Source organism: Brucella sp. NBRC 113783 (genome assembly GCF_040372265.1).
Lineage (GTDB): Bacteria > Pseudomonadota > Alphaproteobacteria > Rhizobiales > Rhizobiaceae > Brucella > Brucella teleogrylli.
In genome coordinates this window covers 53,240-75,529 of the sequence record NZ_BAABRX010000007.1, presented here as the reverse complement: position 1 = coordinate 75,529, position 22,290 = coordinate 53,240, and the positions used below count along the sequence as shown (strand labels likewise).

Genomic DNA, 22,290 nt, shown 5'->3' with positions numbered 1-22,290 from the left:
ATAATAAGAAATAATATGGAATTGAAAAATCAATAATAACATTGATTTTATTTAATGATTATTCTCGTTTTAATTCATTTATTGTTCATAGCGGGTTGGGTAGCGTGAGTTCATCACGAAAGGAGAATAACATGTTCAAGAAAATTCTACTCGCGGCGATTGCTCTTTCGTTCATTGGCGCGCCGTTGGCGCAAGCTCGTGACAACCAGCCGCAGCGCAAACCAGCAGTGCACCAGGTGCAGAACAAGAAACAGTCCGCAAAGGGCTGGTCTAAAGGGCAGCGCTTCAATGGTTCGCGTCAAAGCGAAGTCAAGGATTACAAGCGTTATGGGCTTCGTGCACCGGGCAAGGGGCAGCGTTGGGTGAAGGTCGATAATCAGTATCTTCTGATTACCGCGGCAACCGGTCTTATCGCTGGTGTGATGGCCGCTCGGTAATTCGCGGATGCGTCAAACAGGACGGTTAGCGCCGTCCTCACTCGGTGAGCAGTGTTGGTTCTCCCTCGAATCCGGCGCTTCTCATCGAGGTTTTATTGTGAGATTGGCAATCAGCGCGATTGTCTGCGCATCAGCAGAATGAAGAGTGGCGTACCAATGAAGGCCGTCACGATGCCCGCCGGGATTTCCTGCGGAGCGAAGATCGCGCGGCCCAGCGTATCAGCCAGAACGGTCAATATTGCGCCGATCAACGCTGTCACTGGCAACTGATGTCGGTAGCGCGCCCCGCAACAAAGGCGCGCTGCATGCGGCGCGATCAATCCCACGAAGCCAATTGCGCCCACGGCGGACACCGCGCCTGCCACAGAAAGGGCTGACAGTAGTAGTAGCCATAAGCGGGTCATGGCCGTATCCACGCCAAGAGATTCCGCCGCATCGCGACCGAGCGCCAGAATGTCGAGGCGTTTCGCGAATGCAAGTGCGATAGCGATCAGCAGAAGCCAGGGGGCAAGCGCCGCCACATCCTGCCAGTTGCGCCCATGGGTGGAGCCTGCGAGCCAGGCAAGTGCTTCGGCAATCTGAAGCTTTGCCTCAATCACCACAATCGTGCTCAACGCTGAAAGGCTGGCTGCCACTGCAAGTCCGGTCAGCGCCGTGCGGGTCGGTGACAGGTTTTTGCCGAGCAGGCTTAGAAGCAAGACCACAAGACAGGCGCCGCCTGCCGAGCAGAGCGCAAAAAGCGCGCTTCCCGGAATGATGCCGCCGAGCAGTGCGACGAGGCTTGCGAGTACTGCGCCTTGTGCGAGGCCCAGAGTTTCCGGGCCGGAAAGCGGGTTGCGCGTCACGGCTTGCAACAACAATCCAGCCATTGCGAGCAAAGCGCCCGCGCCCATGGCCACCAACACGCGTGGCGCGCGCAGTGCCTGTATCGCCTGCCAGTCAATGTCGCGTCCTGCGATGCCGTCGCCGAACAGAAGCCCGGCCAGAAGAGCTGCTAACAGAACCATGCCAAGGCTCTCATAAAGTGCGACCGGTCGCTTGAATATGGTTTTCCCGAGGATCTGCGCGTTGTGGGCGGGTGCCTCCGCTTTCATACGACGCAAGACGAAGATCAGCGCCGGTGCTGCGAAACAGGCAGCGAGGATTCCGGTCGGGATGATGGTGCCGGCGCTGCTCAGCCATTGTGCGGCAATGTCGGCTGAAAGCAGCGCAACCGCTCCCCACAGGCAGGCTGCGGGCAAAAGCGCTTTGTGCCGAACCATGCCAGTGGCGCGGAGCAGATTGGGCACTGCGAGACCAATGAAACCGATAGGCCCAGCAATGGTAACGGCAGCACCTGATAGCACGATTGTGGCCAGAAGGCCGATCAGCGCAGTCGCTTTGCCAAGCCCAAGGCTTGCCGCCATGTCGCTGCCGAGCGCCATGACGTCGAACTGGCGGGCAAGGGCGACCAGCAGCAGGATGGCTCCGACAATAAAGGGGGCGAGCGGTGCAACTTTAGCCCAGCCTGTTTGTTCCAGCATGCCGGAAGACCACAGGATGATGCCGGACGCGCGATCATCTGCAATCAATATGATGGCGGAAGAAAGCGCCGAGAAGGCGAGGGATACCGCCACGCCCGCCAGTGCCAGCCGAACCGCTTGGGCGCGCAAACCGCCGCCGACCAGCAGGCATAATGTTCCGCCCAGTGCGCCGCCGATGATCGTGGCGAGGAAGCCCGGAAAGGCAAATGGAAGCAGCAGACTGGAAACAACCAGGGCCAGTTGCGCGCCGCTGGTGACAGCCAGAATGTCTGGCGCGGCAAGCGGGTTGCGCAAAATGGTCTGCATCACCGTGCCAGCGGCGGCAAGCGCTGCGCCGACCAATATGGCAGCGATTGCGCGGGGCAGGCGAATGGTTTCGATGATAATCTGCGCCAGCGTTTGCGGCCGCGACGGCGACTGCAAAACGTCCTGTAGCGCGACATTTCCACTGCCGATGACGAGTTCGGCGGCCGTCAGCGCGATCAGCAGCAGGATTGCCAGAACGACAATTCCAATTGTGAAACCTGCCGGTTGAGTTTGGCTTGTGATCAGAGGCTGCGCGGTCATTCCGCGCTCCGCTCGTTCTGCTGATTTCCGGCAGATGGCTTGTTGTATACATGGTTGACCCAGCGTGGCATGCAGAAAGGGATCGGCAGAACCGGGTGCGCGGTCACTTCGATATCGAAATCGAAAGCTTCTCGGAGGCGTTCCGTTGTGAATACCTCTTCAGGAGAGCCAGAAGCCATCAAGCGGCCTTTACGCATCAGGATAACGTCGTCGGCCAGTTCCAGCACCTGATTGAGGTCGTGCAGAACAGCAACGATGGTCAGCCCATGATCGCGGTTCAATTGCTTGAGCAATGTCAGCAACTCGGCCTGATGGCGGATATCGAGAAAATTCGTCGGCTCATCGAGAAACAGGGCGGATGGTTCCTGCGCCAGCGCCAGCGCAACCCATGCGCGCTGACGTTCGCCGCCAGATAGCGAAGCCACCTGACGATGACGCAGGGCTTGCAGGCCGGTTTGCGTGATGGCGCGTTCGATTGCCTTTCGGTCATGATTGCCCAGTCGGGAAAACAGACCTCGATGCGGGTGACGTCCGTTTTCGACCAGTTCTTCGACGGTCAGGCCAGCGGGAATTTCCGGCATCTGCCCCAGCACGGCGATCTTGCGGGCCAGATCAATCCGTTTCATGCGGTTGATGTCTTCACTGTCAAACAGAACCTGTCCGCTCGTTGGCGTCTGAAGCCGCGCCATGCTGCGCAACAGTGTGCTTTTGCCCGAACCATTGGCCCCGCAAATGACCGTTATCCGCCCGGATTGAACCGAGGCATCGACCGAATTCAGAGCCATCGCGCCGTCAAAACTGACGGAAACGCCAACCGTTCTGATGATTGCTTCGTCCTGCGTGGCCATCGGCTTCCAAACAACATGTTCTTCGATGCCGTGTGATAGACAAGAGGATGGGCCTCCGCAAGTTTTCTAGAGCGTTCCGGTTAAGATTGAATCGTGGGAAGCGCTACCAGAGTTTCTGCCGAAAGATGTTCGATCAGCGCGCGGGCTGATGATGTCAGTTCGTCCGGCGCGCGTATGCAAAGCGACAAATGCCGTGTGGCCCAAGTGTCCGTCAGCGCAATCGGCACGATGCTCGTCGTTGTCATCATGCGATGAGCGACCAGTTCCGGGATGATCGCCAGGCCGACGCCAGCGGCGACCATGGGGCAAATGCTCTCGAATGTGCGCAGTCGCGTGCGCATCTTCAGCTTGACGCCAAGGCGTGCCGCATGCGCTTCGATGTGATCGTAGAGCGCGCCGGAATAGAGGCCAATGAACGGTTCATGCAGGACATCGGCAAGACACGTCGATTTTCTGGCGGCAAGGGAGTGCTGCTGCCCGGTGATGAGAACCAGCCGGTCGATGGTGAAGGGGATGAGAACCAGACCACCGGTATCGACCGCGTTGGACAATATGCCGATCTCGACAAAGCCGCTCGCAACGGACCTTGCGATTTCCGCGCTCTGCCGTTCTTTCAGTTCGACGTCGATCTGTGGATTGTCTGCCATGAACTGCGCGAGCCGCATGGGAAGATATTCGGTCACAGCGGCTGTGTTGGCTGCCACGCGCACGGTTGAGCGCATGCCTTTGGCATGGGTGATGAGGTCCGCATGCATGTCGGTCATCTGGCGCAGCACGAGGCGCGCATGATGGGCAAGCGCTTCACCCGCCGCAGTGAGGGTGACGCCGCGTCTGCCGCGTTCGAGAAGCTTGACCTCGCCAATGGCTTCCATGTCACGCAGGCGTTCGCTGGCCGAGGGCAGGGCGAGCCCCACTTCCGTTGCGCCATGCGTAATACTTCCGGCGTCGGCAACGGCGATGAAAAGGCGAAGGTCTGTGAGGTCAAAACGCATGCATATTTATCGCTTATATTCTGCCTTCGGTAAAGCCGAAGGCAGAATATGGAACTTCCGCATTTCGCAAAATGGGGAATTCTCTATAGCGGAAGCATGACCCAATCCGTCGCACTTCTCGTCACGATTACGCTTACTTTCCTCGGCGCAGGCTTCGTCAAAGGCCTGACCGGCATGGGGTTGCCGACTGTCGCCATGGGTGTATTGGGGGCGTTGATCTCGCCGCTCACTGCCGCGAGCCTGCTGATTGTTCCGTCATTCATTACCAATGTTTGGCAGCTGCTGGCCGGGCCAAGTTTTCGTGCGCTGGCTCTGCGCCTGTGGGCGATGATGGTCGCAATCATCGCTGGAACGTGGATCGGCTCCTTCCTGCTGGTGGGCGGTGAAACGATCCTGACGGCGTCGCTGCTCGGCGCAAGTCTGGTCATTTATGCCGGATACACCCTTTTCGCCCGACAGTGGCAGGTATCGCGGCGGCATGAAGTCTGGCTGTCTCCGCTGATCGGTTTATTGACCGGCCTGATTGCCGGTGCGACCGGTGTGTTTGTGATTCCAGCCGTTCCCTATCTTCAGGCACTGGGCTTGAAGAAAGACGATCTCGTGCAGGCGCTGGGATTGTCCTTCACGGTATCGACGATTGCGCTGGCGATCGGGCTCTCCTCACATCAGGCCTATAGCGGCGATATCCTTCTGATTTCGCTCGCAGCTGTCCTGCCTGCGCTGGCTGGCATGGGGCTTGGGCAGCTTTTCCGCCATAAAATAAGTCCAGAACGGTTTCGCCTCTGGTTTCTTGTCGGGCTTATGCTATTGGGAGCGGAAATGCTGGTGAGGCCGATTTTCTTATTAAGCTTTCAATAGCGGAAGAATTTTCTTTTCTCATCCGAGACATGCGGATTTGCTTTCTTGTTCGCATATACCGGAGACAGGATACTCACGCTCCATGAATTGCGGGATCTGTTGCAGTTCCCGGGAAAGCTCGGAATAGACAGGCCGCCTCTGGCTGTAGTGTGACATGACACGACATAATCCTCCTGACCATAACGGAGCGCCTTGGTGGCGATTCCGGATGTTTAATCCGATGCTTGCTGGCGCAACGCTGCGCGAACGCGCCATTGCCTGTGTCGGTGCGCTGGTGGGCATTGCTCTCACCGGTTTCGTCTCGGGGCTTTTGTTGGGTAAGGGGCCATATCTGCCGCTGATCGTTGCACCCATCGGCGCTTCGGCGGTGCTGCTGTTCGCCGTGCCGAACAGTCCGCTTGCGCAGCCATGGTCGATCATCGGCGGCAATACGATTTCGGCGCTAGTGGGTGTGATTGTGGCCCAGTATGTCAGCGATCCGGCGCTCGCCATCGGTCTTGGCGTTTCGCTGGCAATCGCAGCCATGTCGGTCACCCGCAGCCTGCATCCGCCCGGCGGCGCTGCTGCGCTGACGGCTGTGCTGGGTGGTCAGGCGGTCGCCAGCTGGGGACTGTGGTTCCCGCTTGTGCCGGTCGGCTTCAATTCATGTCTGCTGGTGGGGCTGGGCATCCTGTTTCACAAGCTTTCCCGGCGCAAATATCCGCATAATGTGGCGGCTGCCCCGGTGAGCATGCACGCGACCAAGGACTTGCCCCCTTCCGTGCGGGCAGGCATCCGCGAAGAGGATATCGATGAAGCGCTGAACACACTGGACGAAAGTTTCGACATTGATCGCAACGATCTTGGCCGGTTGCTGCGGCAGGTTGAGTTGCAGGCATCGATCCGCGCGCATGGCGATCTGACCTGCGCCGATATCATGTCTCGTGACGTCATCAGCATTGGGGAAAACGATACCGCCGATCAGGCCCGTCATCTTCTTCTGCGCCATCGCATCCTGACCTTGCCGGTGACGGGCGCGGATGGGCGACTGACTGGCATGGTGGGCCTGCGTGAGCTGGTTCAGCCCGGTGAAAGCCTCAAGGATCATGTGGTCCCGGCGATCACGGCTGCCCCGGACGATGCGGCAATGGGCCTGCTTCCGGTCCTGACCGATGGTCTGACGCATGTGGCGGTGATCGTGGACGAGAACAGGTTTGTGGTCGGCGTCGTGTCGAAAAGCGACCTTCTCAGTGCCATTGCGCGCGTTCTGCCCCAAACTGCCCCGGTTTCCATCCGGGCCGCAGCTTGACATTTCGGCTGGCGTCTCCGAGTCCCCGCCGGAAATACCCTATTGAATAAAAAGCGGATTTTGGGCAGGGTTTACTCCCAAGACAATGTCGGTGAGTGAATATGTCCGTCCAGCGCGTAAGCTTCTATATTCTACTGGCGCTCGTCACGATCGCCTTCGCCTGGCTGCTCATCCCTTATTACACCGCAGTCCTGTGGGCGGTCATTCTCGCCGTTATCTTCTATCCGGTTCAGCAATATCTCGTGCGGGTTCTGCGCGGACGGCGCAATCTAGCGGCTTTCATGTCGGTGCTGATGTGTATCTGTCTGGTCATCATTCCAATGCTGATCATTTTCAGCTCGCTGGTGCAGGAAGGAAACTCGCTTTACCAACGACTGAGCAGCCGGGAATTTGACCTGAACAGCTATATCACCAGCATTCTTTCCGTACTGCCGGATTCGCTGGAAGACTGGCTCAAGCGCTTTGAGCTTGGCAGTTTCGCCGAATGGCGCTCGCGAATTTCATCGACGATCCTACAAGGCAGCCAGCTATTCGCTGGGCGTCTGGTCAGCTTTGGCCAGAACACGCTGCAATTTTTTATCGGCTTCGGCATCATGCTCTATCTGCTGTTCTTCCTGTTTCGCGACGGTGCGGATCTTGGACGCAGAATCCGGCAGGCAATCCCGCTGAGCGATGACTACACGCGCCAGTTTTTGGAGAAATTCACCGCTGTTATCCGTGCGACGGTCAAAGGCAATATCATCATCGCGATCATTCAGGGTTTGATCGGCGGCGTCGCTTTCTGGCTGCTGGGCATCGAAGCCGCCCTGCTGTGGGGCGTGATGATGACCTTCTTTTCCATGCTACCAGCGGTTGGCGCAGCTCTCGTCTGGGTGCCTGCCGCCGTATGGTTCTTCGTCAGCGGCGACTGGGGCAAAGGCGTCATTCTGGTCCTGATCGGAACGCTGGTTATCGGTCTCGTGGATAATCTGCTGCGCCCACCGCTGGTCGGCAAGGGCACGCGCATGCCGGACTATGTGGTGCTGATCTCGACGGTTGGCGGCATTTCACTGGTCGGCATTAACGGCTTTGTCATCGGGCCGTTGATCGCCGCCATGTTTATTGCCGCATGGTCGCTGCTGGCCGAAGAACAGAAGGACAAGCCCATTGCCGCCGACAGTCCCAAACCAGCAGCGGCGAAGGCAAGACGCTCGAAATAAGGTCGCAGAAAGATCAGGCGACTTTGAGCGTTTCCACCGGCAAGCCGGTATCGGTCATCTTGTTGTCGATGCCGTTTTCATCGAGAAACTGCTTCATCTCCGCATAGGTCTCAAACCATGCGCGGTTGTATTTGTCGAATAGCGACTGATCCCAATAGTCTTCCAGACGGAACGGCTTGTCGCTGAACACGTCATAGCTCGGAATCTTGTAGGTCTCGGCAAATTCGGCGGTACGGCTGTCATAGGTGAAATAGACAGACGGCACGCCATTGGCGAGCGCCATCAGGTTTCCGTGCAGGCGATAACCAAGCACAAGCTGCTGCTGACGCACGAGGTTCTCATAGTCGGCCACAACATCGGAATAGAACATCTTGTTCCGGTAGAGGTTTTCGATTTCATCATCGAAATACCAGTCGGCGGTCCAGCGATGGCCTTTCAGTGCGGCGATGGCCTCTTCCTTCTGCTCGGGCGTGCCGAATACCATCTTTTTCTCGTCAATCTCGCCTTGCGCCATGAGGGTAACGTCGAAGCGCCGCGCCATTGTCTTGATGAGATCACGGTGGCGGGTGAGATATTGCTCAATGTCCTGTGCATAGGCAGGTGAAACCTCGCGGCGTACAGTGACGCCAACCTTTTGCACGCTGTCGAGCGGCGGCAGCTTGATGCGCAAATGCTGGTTGTTGCGGCGGAAGGCCGTGGGGCAACCGATGATGCGCACATTGCGAATGCCGATATCGTTCAGGACCTGCGCCGTATAAGCGCCGCGAACGCCGATGGAAACGGTCGAATCCGCGATGATGCGTAGCACGGCCTTGGTTTCTTCGGAAAGTTCCAGCGCACCCTTGGAGGGGGCCTGCGCGCCAATGCCAAAAGCGATGACGGGCAGTTTCAACCGTTGCAGGACGGCGATACTCTCGCGCCAGTTCATGTCCTTGTTGACATAGTTCGACCCGCGCAGGATGACATAGTCATATTCCTCGCGCAGTTGGTCGATCTTTTCCGGCGAATAAGCGGTTATGGGAAGCTCGGACGCCTTTTCATAATTCATCAGCTTGAGCGATGACTCGAACACGAAAGCATCGCCGATATTGTGATAGTGGTTGATGCTGCCCTGCACGTCGGTGTGACGATACCAGCGCACATTGTCGTGGTCATACACTTCTCCAGCGGGAATCATCACGAGGGCGCGGGGGGCACGGGCCATTCGGTTTTCCTTTAGTTGAGTTTAAGTTCAGACGAGCCAGGCTCAGCTTGCCTGAGAGAGGACAGTTTCACTCACTGTCGGCTTCGGTTTGCGAGGCTTCGCCTCGCGCAATCGGTTATAAAGGTCGAGATGTTCCTTGGCGCAATCCACATAGTGTACAGGACGACGGATGGAATTGTGAAGTCGATCCCATATGCTCGGCTCGCTTAGAACTTCCGTGAAACGGTCAGCCAGATCTTCAGCGCTGCGGACGCGGAAATGCAGACCGTCTTCACCGTCGCGGATTTTCTCGGCCATGCCGCCAATGTCGGAGCAGATCACCGGGCGACGATGATGCAAGGCTTCCTGAATAACGATGGGTGAATTTTCCCACCAGATCGACGGCATCACCACCCAATCGACCGATTGCATGAGACGCGGCATTTCCGAATTCTGGTAAGCACCATAAAAGCGCACGCGGGGACCAGCCTCTTCGATCAGTTTCTGCATGCGCTCCTGAAAGGCGGGCGGCTGCTTTTCCAGATTGCCGCCGAAAATCATCAGGCGGGAATCTTCGCCCCACACCTGTTCCGGCACACGCGATACCGCATCAACCAGCACATCTATGCCTTTGAACGGATTGATCTGGCCGAAAAAGGCGAAGCTGCTGCGGCGCGGGTTCGGGCCGGTCAGTTCGCGTGGCGGCGTAACTTCGCGGATGGCGATCCCATTTTCGATGACGGCCATCTTGTCGGGGCTCAGCCCCCATTCATGATAGCGGTTTGCCAGAAACTGGCTTGGCGAAATGAAGGCATCGGCCAGTTCCAGCATCCCGCGCACAAAGCGCTCGCGCTTGAGAAACCGCGCTGGCGGAACCTGCGGAAAGCAGGCGTGGCAATCGATGGGCGAGGCCTCGTTGCAAAGCTTCGAGGTTCCGGCTTTGACCATCTGGCCGTCATTGTTGCAGATCGACAGGAATTCATGGAACGTGACCAGAATAATGCGATCCGGCAAGGCCTCGCGGATTGCGTAAAGCGTTTCCAGTCCGAGTCCCATCACATGATGGAAATGCACGATATCCGGATCGAAATCGCGCACGAAACGCAGCAGATCGCGACGGATTTCGTCCGTGTTCTTGTTCGACAGGTAGAAGTGATCGTATTCGTCGGCATGAAACAGGATTTCGTCGCTGGCGCGGCGCATGCTCATCAATGCCGTCGTGCCATGACGCGGAATCGGGTGCCCGGCGCGGGCTAAATAGACCGACTGCACGCCGGGAATGGCGTTCAGGCCCTTGTGCAAATTATAAGATGCGATTTCACCGCCGCCGAGGGAAATCGACGGGTGGGCGTGCGATATAACCAGAACGCGGAGTTTGTCGCTCATGCGGGTTCCTCAATCGGTGCGCTGCGCCTGCCAGCAAGAATAGTCGACCAGCGCGCATCAAAGACCTGACGGTCGATCCGCTCGATCAATGCGATGGTTGATGCCCGGTCGGTGACAGACACATCGTCGGAGCCAAGCATTTGCGCTGATGGCAGCCAATAGGAGCGCAGGCCGGATTGTTTGAGTTTCAAGCCAAGGTCGAGGCCTTTTTCATGCGTGCCGAGATAGCCGCGCGTGAATCCGCCGACCGAAAACAACGCATCACGGGGCAGGATGCAGCATTCGAAGGTCGCGGTGGCGACTTCGGTAAGAGACATGCCGGAAACGGAATCCATCGGATAACCGGCATAACGGCTGATGAGGGCGCGATCCGATTGCGGGCCGGCAACCCAGGTTCCGGCCCAGCGGATGGAATCGTCTTCGTAAACGAGTGTCGGCGACAGTACGCAGTCGTGATGCGCGTCATAGGCCGTGACGAGCTTGTTCAACCAGCCTGCGCGTCGCGGCAACAGCGAACCTGCCAAAAAGACCACCTTGTCGGTTGTAACGGCGCGCGCGCCCACTTCCAGCGCATCGTAGAGGTCTTCCGAGCCGCTGGCAGAAACAAGGCGGATGCACAGACGATAGAAGTCGGCGAGCCTTCGAACCTGCACGCCGATGCGGTCGATGATTTCCGTCGCCGCCGAAATGACAATCGGCGCGATGCGGGTTTCGGGATCGAGTGCGAGCAGGGCCAGCAAAGGCTCGATCTCTTCTACTCGTTCATCGACGCCGATGATGATCGCCAGATTGGCGGCGTGATTGACCGCGTCTTCGAACGGGCCGAGATCGACCACGCCAAACACTTCTGGCGCCGGGCGGCTGACGCCGCTGAGCAGCGGAACAAGCTGCTGATCGACAATGTGGCGCAGCGCCCAGGCATTCGGGTCCGTCGCGCGTATCTGCCGGACAATCGCATCGCGTGATGTGACACGGGTCGGCGTCAGCGGATGAAAGGCGCGGCGTCCATCGCTGATGGCAAGCTCGATATAGAAGGGTGATGTGCTATCGCCCGCGAGTTCAGGTGCAAAGGCCACGAAACCATGCGCATGGCGGTTCGGGTCGAGACCGGCATTGAAGGGCGGCTGGTTGTCGAATTCGCGGGTGACGTCAGGCCGGTCATAACGGGTCCATGTGCCGTCGATCTGTATCTCGCCGCGATGGCGGCGCAGCTTGACGCTTTCCACATGGCTGTCGGGGTCGAGTAGCCAGCCGGAAACCAGTATGCCGCTGCCCTCAACACGGAACACATTGTCGATGCCAAGCCGCACCGGGAAAGGCAGGCCGGAAACGGTCTCGCCGCCGTCAAAGCGGTTGGCGGCGGAGCGCAGCCGGAGCAAAATATCCGTCGAACTGCGCACACGCGGCAGGATGGCGCGAATATGGCTTGGCGTCTCGCGCGATCCCGCCAGCAGCCTGCGATCATAGACTTCCGTGAAGCGCCAGCCGCGCCGCCCGCGAAACAACAGCCGTTCAATGTCGTTGGGCTCTACCGGCTCATTGGCAAGCAGCAATCCGGCAAAGCCCGACGCCTGATCGTTGAGATCGGGGCGCGCGAAAACGCTGATCGAACATTCCGCCAGTGAAGAGTTTTTGCCGCTGATGAGCAGTCGTGTGACGGCGGGCGTCAAATCCTGCGCCCAGCCCTGAACGAAAATCTCGCCTTCATCGCTGCCGCCAATCAGCTCGATACAGCCATCGGAGCGCGCACCCACCTGCAAAAGAACGGTGATGGCGGCAAGTTTCTTGCGTCCGATAGGACCGGAGATCAGCCCTTCCACCAGTTCATCGATGACCGTTGGCAGGCTCGGCCCGGCCAGATCGCCGATCATGGCGACGAAATCGGCCACAGGTGCTGCGCGCGAGGCGAAATTGTAACGCGCGACCTTCGCCTTGTGCTGGAACATGATCGTCTTCAAGATGCCCCGGCGCAAAATGCCGGTCGGCACAATCGCGACGAATCCATGGGTTCCGGCGGGCGACGGCTCCTTCAGCGGCCAGATGACGATGTTCACCTTGACGCTCAATGCCGGATCGCCATTCAGAAAGGCAGTGACCTGATCGCCGGTCGCATTGCCGATCCCAAGCACGAGCAGAAGCGTATCCTCGATCACACAGCCGACAACCATCTCGCCTTCCATCATCATGGGCGGGCGTTCCGATGGTCGGGCAGGTTTTACTGCCGGTTGCTGCGTGGCGGGTCGTTCGTCTTGCGTCATGGGTTTCCCCTCAGCGCATCACGAAAAGCGTCAGGATAGCACCCGCGACGAAGCCCGCCATCACATACATCAGCATGAATAGCAGCTTCACGTCGCCACCGGCGCGTTTGCGCACGTCGTCAATGCGCTTTTCGAGCCCAGCGACCACACCATCCATGCGCATGATGTGCACGTCGAGCTCGGTCATGCGTTGATGCAGATCGGTGCGCAATCCGTCGACGGATGTGGCTATGTCCGCCATTTCGGCAGGCGCAGCGTTGCCCGAACTATCGAGCACCGGGGCTACGCGTTGCAGTGAACGCTGGTTGACCTGCAATTGGCGTTGCGCGGCCATCAGCATGTCGAGCTTGTCGAGAATGCGCGTCATCGGCGCTGCAATTAGCGCTTCGGCGGCCTGTTCGTCGGGCTTCGGCACACGCAGTTTCTGCTCATTGCCTGCCGCATTGGCTGCGACGACAACAAGTTCACCGGCGCGGGCAGCCGCGAATTGCGGCAGCATCACTTCGAAAGCATGCAGGCCGTCGCCGATGCCGTTGCGCTTCAGGTCGGGACGTTCCTTGTCCGCCGGTGCTTCCGCGATGGGTTTGTCATCAAGAAGAACGCGGATCAAAAGCCGTTCCGTGGGCGCTCCGGGATCAAACGCCCAGCCGTAAAGGCGGCCTTCCTCGATGGCGTCAACGCGTCCTTTCATGGCTTCTGTCCTCTGAGGTGCGGCAGATGCAGTCTGTGCTGCTGCCGGATTTGCTGCCCCTTCGGCTGGAACTTTGGTCGCGATGTTCATAGTGTACCTCTTATGCTGCCTCGACACGGGTCGTTCGCAGTGTTCCGATCAGATCGAGATAGCGCGATGCCGTCGTGTCGATAGTGTCCGGATGGCGTGCATTGCGGCTCAGCGACTGACGCAGCTCCGGGTTTTCCGCCATACGACGCATGGCTTCCGCCAGCGCCTGCGGATCATTGGGCGGAACGGTCAGTCCGTTCACGCCGTCCGTAATCATTTCAGCCATGCCGCCGATATTGGAGCAGATGACCGGGCAATCCTGTCCCTGCGCTTCCTGAATGACGAGGGGCGCATTTTCCCACCAGATCGACGGCATGATGGCGCAATCGACGGTGCGGATAAGCTGCGCGATATCTTCACGCCGATAGGCGCCACGCCGTTGCACGAAGGGGGCCGTGTCAGAGAAAAGCTGGTCGATCTCGCTGACAAAGCTCTCGCTTTGAAAGGGTGCCGCACCATGCACGCGCAATTCGAAATCGAAACCTTCATTGATGAGTTGCTGCGCTGCCCGGAGCAGAACCGTCGCGCCCTTCCATGGGTTCAGATTGCCGAAATAGCCGAAGACAGGCTTGGTTCTTGCGCGGCGCGGGGTGTCGATAGCAGGGCGCTCCGGCTGGCCGTTGGGAATGACGCTGATCAGCTCTTCCGACAGGCCCCAGTCAACATAACGCTGTTTCAGGAATTCGCTGGGAGACACGAAGGCGTCGACAGCGCTCAACAATGATTTGATATGGCGCTCGCGCAGTACGAATTTGTCGAGCGCTATGTCCTTGAAACAGGCATGACAGCGATCCGGGCTGGCGCCGTAGCAGAGTTCCTTGCCGGTCGTACGCACCATCAGCCCGTCATGGTGACAGATCGGGTAATAGTCGTGCAATGTCAGGACGATACGGCAATCCGGCAATGTGCGGCGGACGATATGCGGAAATTCTGCGCCCAGCAGCAACAGATGGTGAAGATGCACCACATCCGGGCGAAAATCCTTCAGCAGTTCCACAATGTCCGGCACGATGCCGTAGAGATCGACCTGGCTCAGGTTGAAACGGTCAAAATGACCCGACCAGAGCAGGATTTCATCGCCGCCGTTACCTATGCTCTGAAAGCTGGTTCCCGGGCGTTCCTGACGGTGAATCTTGTTGGTGGCTCCCAGAAACAATGCTTCGCAACCGGCGCGCTGATAGGCGCGGAACAGGTCATGCGCGAAGATTTCCGTCCCGCCGGGATGCAGCGAGGGGTGATTATGGGCAGCAACGAGCATGCGTTCGGCCATCAGGCAGCGCCTCCGCGTGTTGCGATGAAGAGGTCCTGATAATGGTCGGATGCGATCCCGCGCCAGTGACCGAAGGATTTCAGTTCCAGCGACAGGCCGACACCTGCAAGGGCGCGATCCATAAAGCCGTTCTCAAAGCCGACGGCGGCAAGCGGCGGAAGTTCCGGCACATACCAGCAGGGCCCCGCACCGCTGCGTTCGAAACTGAGGCGCGGATCGCGTTTGCCATGGCGATCGCGCGCGGCAATATCATCCACGACAAACGCCGTCATGAACAATTTGCCGCCGGGCGCCAGCACGCGCGCGATCTCCCGCAGATAGACTTTGACTTCGTCAGCGTCGAGATGTGTCACCACCGATGTCATGATGACGAAATCGACGCTCTTGTCGGGAAACGGCAGAACGAGGTGAAGGCCATCGACAGCGCCACGCGGATTATAGAGCGCATGGGCAATGTCGATATGTTGGAACTGAAAGTTCGGATAAAGCGCGCTGATATGCTGGCGACACCAGCTTGTCCCGCCCGCAACCGGGTCGATGCCCGCATAACGACCTTTGGCTGGGTCGAGATATTGCGTCAGTGGCACCGCCATGCGCCCGATGCCCGAACCGATATCGAGAACGCGCGCGTCGGGCCTGAGGCCACCTTTGCGGATGAAATGTCCGAGAAACTCGGCACCGACAGCCCGGAAATCGCCGTCGCCGACAAACACGCTGTTGGGGTCGGGAGAGGGCAGGAAGCGGTTCTTCAAGACGGCGCGTGTCAGCCAGCCGATCTGTTCTTCGGGGATTGGAAGTTTGGTTTCAGGCTGTTTCAGCGCTACCACGTCGGTCAAGCGACGCTCCTTTCATATTTGGCATCGATCACATTGGCCGACGGCGCGGTCTGCGCTTCGTCTTCAGGCGGAGCCATCAGGTCGGTGATGTCTTCATCCCAGCGCTGGGTATGCAGCCAGGAATTATATTGGCTGGCGAGACCACGCATATAATCGGCGCTGCGGCGGATCGAGCGCCGCTCGAAATGGTAGAGCGCCACGGCAGGGTCGTAGTAGACCTGAAAGCCGAGCTGGCGGATTTTCAGGCAAAGATCGCTGTCTTCATAGTCGCCGATCACATAGTCTTCAGTATATCCGCCGACGAGATCCAAGATATCCTTGCGGGTTATAAGGCAGGCACCAGTAACGCCGGGCACATCGCGTCCCACAAGGGCAGGAGCATAGCTGCCGGGCATGCCCTTGTAATAATGATGGTTGAGCCAGACGCCGTGGCGGTCACGAGCGAAATAGAGGCCCGCATGCTGGAGCGAGCCGTCTTCGAACAGCAGGCGAGGGCCGATAGCTCCAAGCCGCTTGTTATCGAAGAGCGGTTGCAGAAGCTGTTGCAGCCAGCCGTGCTTTTCCGGCACGACATCAGAATTCAGCATCACAATGGCGGTGCCCGTTGCTACGCTTGCACCGGCATTGCAGGCGCGGGCATAACCGCCATTGCGGTTCATGATGACAAGGCGAAACGGCAGATCGTGCAATATATGCAGGCCGCCCAGCATATGCTCGGTGTCGTCGTGTATTTCCGGCGAATCGAGAACGAAAATCAGTTCGGCATTGCGGACGATCCATGGATCGGTCGCCATGGCCGAAAACTGGAAGCGCAGAAAATCGAGATTGCGATAAAGCGGAATGACGATTGAGGCGACCGGATTGGCGGGTATCGTGCCGAAATCCTTGACCTCCGAAATGCGCACGGTTGCGCCGAGCTTCTTTTCCACTTCGGTCAAGGCCGGGGCGAGAATGGTCTCGAACACCTTCGGGCGGGCATGTTGCGGCGGCACGGCGCGCAAGATGCGCTTGCGCTGCTCCGCCGGTTCGAATGGCTGCGGGGCAGGAACAAGCGGCGCGGTTGCACCGGATGTAAGCCGCATCTGGAAACGCGGTTGCAGAAGTGGGCCAAGGTGCTTGGCCGCAGGCAGCCACGCGACGAAACCCGTCACATCGGCCTGCGGGGCATCTTCACGCTTGGCGATCTTGCCGGGGAATTTGTGGAAATGGGCTTTCAGCGAAATCGCACTGCCATTGGCCGGCAGATATTCGATATCGCCCAGCATGGCGGAGGGATCGTGATACCACCCGCCAACGATCAGCCCGTTATCCAGTGCAAGCGCGAGATCGATTTCCGCTGCCGGGTTATGGCTTGCGGATTGCGTGATCTGGCGCACCGGAAGAGGCGAACGGCTTTGCAGATCGATGGCGACCGCAGGGCCGCTTGTGCCGAGTTTGGCGAGTTCGCCAACCAGAAATTCGCGCAGATCGGCATTGCCTTGCCATTTGGACCACCATTTGCCGAAATCCATCGGCTCTGACGGGCCATCGGCGAGTTTGCGGATCGCAACACCTTTTTGTCCTGTTAGGACGAACAGAAAGGATGATGGCAGATCCTGTGGCGATTCGACCAGAAGATGGCAGGGTTGCCACGCCTTGCGTGATTGCTGTCCGACCGTGAAGCGCGGCGGGATGACGATGACGCTTCCATTACTGACGCCATAGATGGCAGAAATTTCGCCCAGCATCGGGTCAACGGCGGTTTCCAGTAGATGATGCCCCGCAACCGGCTGGCCACAGTTCTGGATATCGCGCGGTTCCGGGGTCAGCGCCAGCGTGATGTCACGGACGAGGGCTGCAAAAGTCTGATTGCGCGACAGGCGAAACGCGCTGCGCCACGTGGAGAGAATGGTCGAGAGCAGCTTGATATGCCCGGGCAGCGTCAGGTCCGACAGGATGCGCTCGCTATCAAAGGATGCAAGTTCGTTGGCGGGGTAGAGAACGGTCTGAACAGTGGGGCCGAGGGAACCCGCAGAAAGCGCAAACTCGACCGGCTCGCTGCCGGTGCGCATGGCCCAGAACATACGCGTGCCGCCGCTTTCCAGCGGAATGCCGACGCTCAGCAGAGGCACCGGCTGAACAGGCATTTCGAGCGCGCATTTGGTCGACTGGCGTGCCGGGCTTGGAATATCCCAGGCAATCACTGCAATATCGGCGCAAAGACGGCAAATCGAAAGGTTTTCGGGTTTGCTTTCCCGGAGGTCGCGCGAGCCGATATCGCTTGCCCCGATGCCGCTTGCAAATTCCGCCGAATGGTCGAGGTTCAATGCGAATACCCTTTCATTCTTGTCGGATGCAGGAATTCAACAACAAGCCCGCATTCTGATCCGAAAACTGGCAGTCACTTTTCGGAATTCGCTTCAAAAGAAAACGTGCCCGGCGGGAGGCTGCCGGGCACGCCATCATTGGTTCAATCAGTGAACGGTGAAGTACTGGTCGGGATGCGACTGTACGTCGTCGGCACTGGTGTTCACGAGGGTAACGCTGTCGCCATTGCCGAGATCGACAACGACATTGCCACCAACCTGCGTGACGCGATCGGCAAGATCGTCCGCGGACGAAATGTCGAGGCCATTGATACCCTTCTGAATCTGAAGGATGTCCTCGCCAGGATTGAAGTCGAGAATGACGTCGTTTCCGCCGCCACCATTGAACAGGAACGTGTCGCTCCCGTTGCCCCCGATAAGGATGTCGTTTCCGGCGCCGCCATCAAGGATGTCGTTGCCGTTGCCGCCATACAGGATATCGTTGTGCGCGCCGCCATAGAGCAGGTCACTGCCGTTGCCGCCCTGGAGAATGTCATCTCCATTGCCGCCAAACAGCACGTCGCTGCCATTGCCGCCGCTCAGGACATCGTTTCCTTCATTGCCGTAAAGAATGTCATTGCCATTCTCGCCGAATAGGGTGTCGTTCCCCGTACCGCCGAAAAGAATGTCGCTGCCATTCCCACCGAAGATGGTGTCATTGCCATCCCCTCCGAAAACGAGATCATCACCGCCATGGGCACGGATGAAATCGTCAAAGCGGGAGCCGAACAACACGTCGTCGTAGGCGCCGCCTTCTAGAGTGGCCATCTGCTTCTCCTTGTGTTCCGTTGGGTTTCACAAGCCGGAATGCTCCGACCATTATGCTCGTAGTAGTCTGATACGTATCTTTGATAAATACAACATCGGAAAATGGTATAATTATAGAAATGCCGTGTAACAATTTATTACGGAAAATTTATATTCCAGAATTGTGAACTTCTTTTAAAATTACTTTTGTATCAAATATAATTTGTATTTGGATTATATTTAAGCGCAAATTGCTTCAAAATTTGAAACGTCACGGAATTGTCAAGAAAATGCCTGTTTTTCAAAACGATGCCGCCGCGCATCGTTTCCAATGCGCGGCGGCGATAGAATTTGAAATTGCGTACTTAATTCAAACTATACTGTAGAACGCATTTTCTAAATGTCCGGGTAAGAACGCGCAGTTTCGACCTTAATCCTCGCGGAATGCGCGGTTCAGACTGTCGGTGATCGGCGAAACAATATAGTCGATTGCGCGGCGTTCCTTGTGCACGATGATGACTTCGGCGGGCATGCCCGGATACATACGGGCTGTCGGATTGGCGGACAAAGAATCCGGATTAATCTCAGCGCGGGCCACGAAATAGGCCGTGTTGGTTTTGTCGTCGATCGTCTGGTCGGCGGCGATATAGGTCAGTTTGCCATCGAAGGGCGCCATGGACCGCTGATTATAGGCAGTCAGCTTGATCTGCGCCTTTGAACCCACCGCAACGCTGTCGATATCGTTGGGGCTGACTTTCATTTCCACCAGAAGCGGTTCATTTTCAGGAACGATATCCATGATCGCTTCGGCGGGAGAGATGACCCCGCCCGGTGTGCGCAGGCGAATATTGGCGACGATGCCGTCCTGCGGGGCGAGCACCTCAACGCGACGCATCACGTCTTTCGCCGCGATGATCTGCTCTTCCGCGTCAGAAAGTTCGACCTGACTGGTCGTGATTTCACCGGCAATCTCCGATTGCAGGTCGCTTTCAATGCCGGAAAGGGCGAATTCTGCGCCTGCCTTGGCTTGTTCGGCTTTGGCCTTGTCGCCGGTATATTCACCCCGGTCGCCCGCAAGCTGGCTCAACCGGGTCTCGATTTCGGTCAGCTTGGATTTCTGCGCAAAGCCTTTTTCGACCAGGCTGGCGATTGCCTTGCGTTGCTCTTCGATCAACGCGATCTGGCGGTCGGTGGCGGCGATCTGCGCCGTCGATGCCTTGGCCTGTTCGGTATATTGCTCGATGGTTTTCTGCTGAATATCGATCTTGCTACGCTTCTGGGTCTTCCGCTTTTCGAAGAAGATCTGCTCGGCGCGCATGGCATTTTCTGCGTTCTCGCCACCTTCCGCGAATTTATCGGGGAAGGTGATTTCGGTTTCACCGGCCTGCTCGGCCCGCAGGCGCGCCAGTTTGGCGATGAGGCCGATCCGACGGCTTTCCAGCGATTTCAGCTGTGAGCGGGCCTTGGTGGCATCGAGACGAAGCAGTGGTTGGCCAGCCTTGACCAGATCGCCTTCCTGCACCAGCAACCGGTCGAGAATGCCACCTTCCAGATGGCTGATCGTCTTGCGCTTGGAATCGACGATGACGGTTCCGTTGGCGACAGCGGCACTGCCGAGCTCGGCAGAATAGGCCCAGGCGAAGAAGCCGCCAAAAGCGACGCCGATAGTGGCGAGGCCCGCGATGATCAGGCGGCGCAGCGGAGACTGGTTGTCCTCGCGTTCCAGATCATAGGCCCATTCGGGTTTGACGCTGCCGAAGCGGGTAAGTGCCGTGTGGTCTGACGATTCTGCACGCGGCGCGAGCAAATTCGAAACACGGCGCGGAATGACGGATTTTCCGGTCATGAGTTTACGGCTCCTGCCTGCGGATTATTGTTGCCGGGCGTCAGCGACGCCACAACGTCGGTGCGCGGGCCGAACTGGGTGATACGGCCGTTTTCCAGCACCAGCAGCTTGTCGGCAACCTGCATGATGGTCGGGCGATGGGCGATCATGATGACAATGGCACCGTCGTCGCGCGCATGTTCGATGGCGCGCATCAGGGCGCGTTCGCCGATGGCGTCGAGATTGGAATTGGGTTCATCAAGCACGATCAGACGCGGGCGATTATAGAGGCAGCGCGCAAGGCCGATGCGCTGGCGCTGGCCGCCCGAAAGCGTCAGCCGCCCATCACCGACCGGCGTGTCGTAGCCGAGCGGCATGCGCCCGATCATCTCGTGCACATCGGCAAGACGGGCGGCTTCCAGCACACGATGTGGATCGCTGTCGCCCATGCGCGCAATGTTGTCCTTGATTGTGCCGTCCAAAAGCGAAACCGACTGCGGCAGGTAACCGGCGATCTCGCCGAACGAACCGCGCTCCCAAAGATAGACATTGTTGCCGTCGAGGAAGACACCGCCCGAGGTGGGTTTAACGATGCCGATCAGCAGGCGCGCAAGTGTGGATTTACCTGCAGCCGAGGGGCCGACGACGCCCAGCACTTCACCGGGCGAAATTGAAAAGGAGATGCCCTTGATGATCGGAACTTCAACGCCGGGCGCGGCATAAATCAGCTTGTCGATCACCAGATCGCCATTGGGGCGCGGCGTCGGCATGGTCTGGCGCACGGCGAGGTTTTCAGACAGGAGCGACTGAACGCGCTTCCAGCTTGCTATGGCGCTGACCCACTGACGCCAGTTCTCAACGATGCGGTCGAAAGGCATCAGCAGGCGACCGATGATGATGCTGGTCGCGATCATCGCGCCGGGGGTGATTTCCTGCTGCATGGCAAGCAGCGTACCGATGCCGAGCGAAGCAATCTGGATGATGAAGCGCGCTGTACGTGCAATAGACGACAGGGCTTTCACGCGGGTGCCGCCGAGGTCGAGCACTTCGAGCGCCTGCATCTGCACAGTGCGCCAGCGACGGGCGAGAGCAGGCAGCATGCCCATAGCCTCGATGACTTCCGCGTGGCGCAGGCTGCTACCGATTTTCGTCACGGCTTCGATATTGGCCTGATTGGCCTCCTGAATGAGATTACGCGTCAGGAGATCGGTCAACAGACCGCAGGCAACCAGAATGACGACCGCTATCACGCCGATCACGCCGAGCATCGGATGGAGCAGAAACAGGACGCCGAGGAAGATCGGCGACCATGCCGCGTCGAGCGGGGCATTGATGGCGGGCGAGGTCAGGAAGCCACGCAATTCGGTCAGGTCGCGCAGGGTCTGCGTCGCTTTCGGCAGCCCCTGATCGACCGAGGCCTGAACGGCGGCGGTCAACACGGCCAGGTTGAGACGGCGCACAAGCGCGGTGCCCATGGCCTGAAACGACAACGCCCGGATAAACTCCAGAACGCCGAATACGATCATCGCGCCGACCGCGAGAATCGTCAGCATGGTCAGTGTATCGAGACTGCGGCTGTTCAGGACGCGGTCATGAACCTGCAACATGTAGAGCGGTACGGTGAGTTGTAGCAAATTGATACAGGCACTTAAAAGCACCGCATAAAGCAGCCCTGACAGGAACACGCGCCGGGCCCGGTAAATTAGGCTTTTCGGCGAAATCCCCACTTCATCGGTGGCTTTTTTGCCGACGGAGCTCTTGCCATTTGGGTTCTTTTGGCCAGTATCGTTCATACGCGGTCTGCCTTGGTATGGTCACAGGTCGTGGATATCCCTAAAGAGAGTCACCCTTCTATCAGTATTATTCAAGTAATACCGCTCAGAATGTGACGGAAAAAAGTTATTACGGCGGGGAAATGCGAAAGGAGACAAGAAAATCTAATTGAAA

Annotated in this window: 17 protein-coding genes; 4 read left to right on the top strand and 13 right to left on the bottom strand. The window is 58.2% G+C overall.

The window, feature by feature from the left end; translation table 11 throughout:
• Window positions 1-131: 131 nt before the first annotated feature.
• A complete protein-coding gene (locus ABWW11_RS19215; protein WP_109367460.1) occupies window positions 132-437 on the top strand; it encodes an RcnB family protein in 306 nt (101 codons plus the stop codon).
• Window positions 438-547: 110 nt separating this feature from the next.
• On the opposite strand, the gene ABWW11_RS19210 is transcribed toward ABWW11_RS19215, so the two are convergent.
• From ABWW11_RS19210 to ABWW11_RS19200, 3 genes are all read right to left on the bottom strand, one after another.
• Window positions 548-2,527, bottom strand: coding sequence for an iron ABC transporter permease (locus ABWW11_RS19210; RefSeq protein WP_109367459.1), 1,980 nt, complete (start codon window positions 2,525-2,527; stop codon window positions 548-550).
• Window positions 2,524-3,375, bottom strand: a complete 852-nt coding sequence (locus ABWW11_RS19205; protein WP_109367458.1) for an ABC transporter ATP-binding protein — start codon at window positions 3,373-3,375, stop codon at window positions 2,524-2,526. The genes ABWW11_RS19210 and ABWW11_RS19205 overlap by 4 nt, the downstream gene beginning before the upstream one ends.
• 80 nt (window positions 3,376-3,455) lie before the next feature.
• Window positions 3,456-4,367, bottom strand: a complete 912-nt coding sequence (locus ABWW11_RS19200) for a LysR family transcriptional regulator (RefSeq protein WP_109367457.1) — start codon at window positions 4,365-4,367, stop codon at window positions 3,456-3,458.
• Between the two features lie 96 nt (window positions 4,368-4,463).
• Here ABWW11_RS19200 and ABWW11_RS19195 point away from each other — a divergent pair, with 96 nt between their 5' ends.
• From ABWW11_RS19195 to ABWW11_RS19185, 3 genes are all read left to right on the top strand, one after another.
• Entirely contained in the window at window positions 4,464-5,225 is a 762-nt protein-coding gene (locus ABWW11_RS19195) for a sulfite exporter TauE/SafE family protein (RefSeq protein ID WP_109367997.1), read from the top strand.
• Between the two features lie 154 nt (window positions 5,226-5,379).
• A complete protein-coding gene (locus tag ABWW11_RS19190) occupies window positions 5,380-6,513 on the top strand; it encodes an HPP family protein (protein ID WP_109367456.1) in 1,134 nt (377 codons plus the stop codon).
• 101 nt (window positions 6,514-6,614) lie between these two features.
• Window positions 6,615-7,712 carry an AI-2E family transporter gene (locus ABWW11_RS19185; RefSeq protein WP_109367455.1) on the top strand — a complete coding sequence of 366 codons (1,098 nt, stop codon included), beginning with the start codon at window positions 6,615-6,617 and terminating at the stop codon, window positions 7,710-7,712.
• Between the two features lie 13 nt (window positions 7,713-7,725).
• On the opposite strand, the gene ABWW11_RS19180 is transcribed toward ABWW11_RS19185, so the two are convergent.
• The 10 genes from ABWW11_RS19180 to ABWW11_RS19135 all read right to left on the bottom strand — a co-directional run bounded on the left by ABWW11_RS19180 (window position 7,726) and on the right by ABWW11_RS19135 (window position 22,136).
• Window positions 7,726-8,916 carry a polysaccharide pyruvyl transferase family protein gene (locus ABWW11_RS19180; protein ID WP_109367454.1) on the bottom strand — a complete coding sequence of 397 codons (1,191 nt, stop codon included), beginning with the start codon at window positions 8,914-8,916 and terminating at the stop codon, window positions 7,726-7,728.
• Between the two features lie 42 nt (window positions 8,917-8,958).
• Window positions 8,959-10,281 (bottom strand): glycosyltransferase family 4 protein, encoded by a 1,323-nt coding sequence (locus ABWW11_RS19175; RefSeq protein ID WP_109367453.1) that lies wholly within the window; start codon window positions 10,279-10,281, stop codon window positions 8,959-8,961.
• Window positions 10,278-12,539, bottom strand: a complete 2,262-nt coding sequence (locus ABWW11_RS19170; protein WP_109367452.1) for a glycosyltransferase family 2 protein — start codon at window positions 12,537-12,539, stop codon at window positions 10,278-10,280. The genes ABWW11_RS19175 and ABWW11_RS19170 overlap by 4 nt, the downstream gene beginning before the upstream one ends.
• A gap of 10 nt (window positions 12,540-12,549) precedes the next feature.
• A complete protein-coding gene (locus ABWW11_RS19165; RefSeq protein WP_109367451.1) occupies window positions 12,550-13,320 on the bottom strand; it encodes a hypothetical protein in 771 nt (256 codons plus the stop codon).
• A gap of 10 nt (window positions 13,321-13,330) precedes the next feature.
• Window positions 13,331-14,590 (bottom strand): glycosyltransferase family 4 protein, encoded by a 1,260-nt coding sequence (locus ABWW11_RS19160; RefSeq protein ID WP_109367450.1) that lies wholly within the window; start codon window positions 14,588-14,590, stop codon window positions 13,331-13,333.
• Complete coding sequence (locus ABWW11_RS19155) at window positions 14,590-15,426, bottom strand: class I SAM-dependent methyltransferase (protein ID WP_109367449.1); 837 nt, start codon at window positions 15,424-15,426, stop codon at window positions 14,590-14,592. Before ABWW11_RS19155 ends, ABWW11_RS19160 begins: the two co-directional genes overlap by 1 nt.
• Window positions 15,423-17,732 carry a glycosyltransferase family 2 protein gene (locus ABWW11_RS19150; protein ID WP_235858988.1) on the bottom strand — a complete coding sequence of 770 codons (2,310 nt, stop codon included), beginning with the start codon at window positions 17,730-17,732 and terminating at the stop codon, window positions 15,423-15,425. Before ABWW11_RS19150 ends, ABWW11_RS19155 begins: the two co-directional genes overlap by 4 nt.
• Before the next feature lie 147 nt (window positions 17,733-17,879).
• Window positions 17,880-18,539, bottom strand: coding sequence for a calcium-binding protein (locus ABWW11_RS19145; RefSeq protein WP_109367448.1), 660 nt, complete (start codon window positions 18,537-18,539; stop codon window positions 17,880-17,882).
• Window positions 18,540-18,948: 409 nt separating this feature from the next.
• Window positions 18,949-20,364, bottom strand: coding sequence for an HlyD family type I secretion periplasmic adaptor subunit (locus ABWW11_RS19140; RefSeq protein WP_109367447.1), 1,416 nt, complete (start codon window positions 20,362-20,364; stop codon window positions 18,949-18,951).
• The gene (locus ABWW11_RS19135; RefSeq protein ID WP_109367446.1) at window positions 20,361-22,136 is read right to left on the bottom strand and encodes a type I secretion system permease/ATPase; all 1,776 of its coding nucleotides are present in this window, start codon (window positions 22,134-22,136) and stop codon (window positions 20,361-20,363) included. Before ABWW11_RS19135 ends, ABWW11_RS19140 begins: the two co-directional genes overlap by 4 nt.
• Window positions 22,137-22,290: the final 154 nt, after the last annotated feature.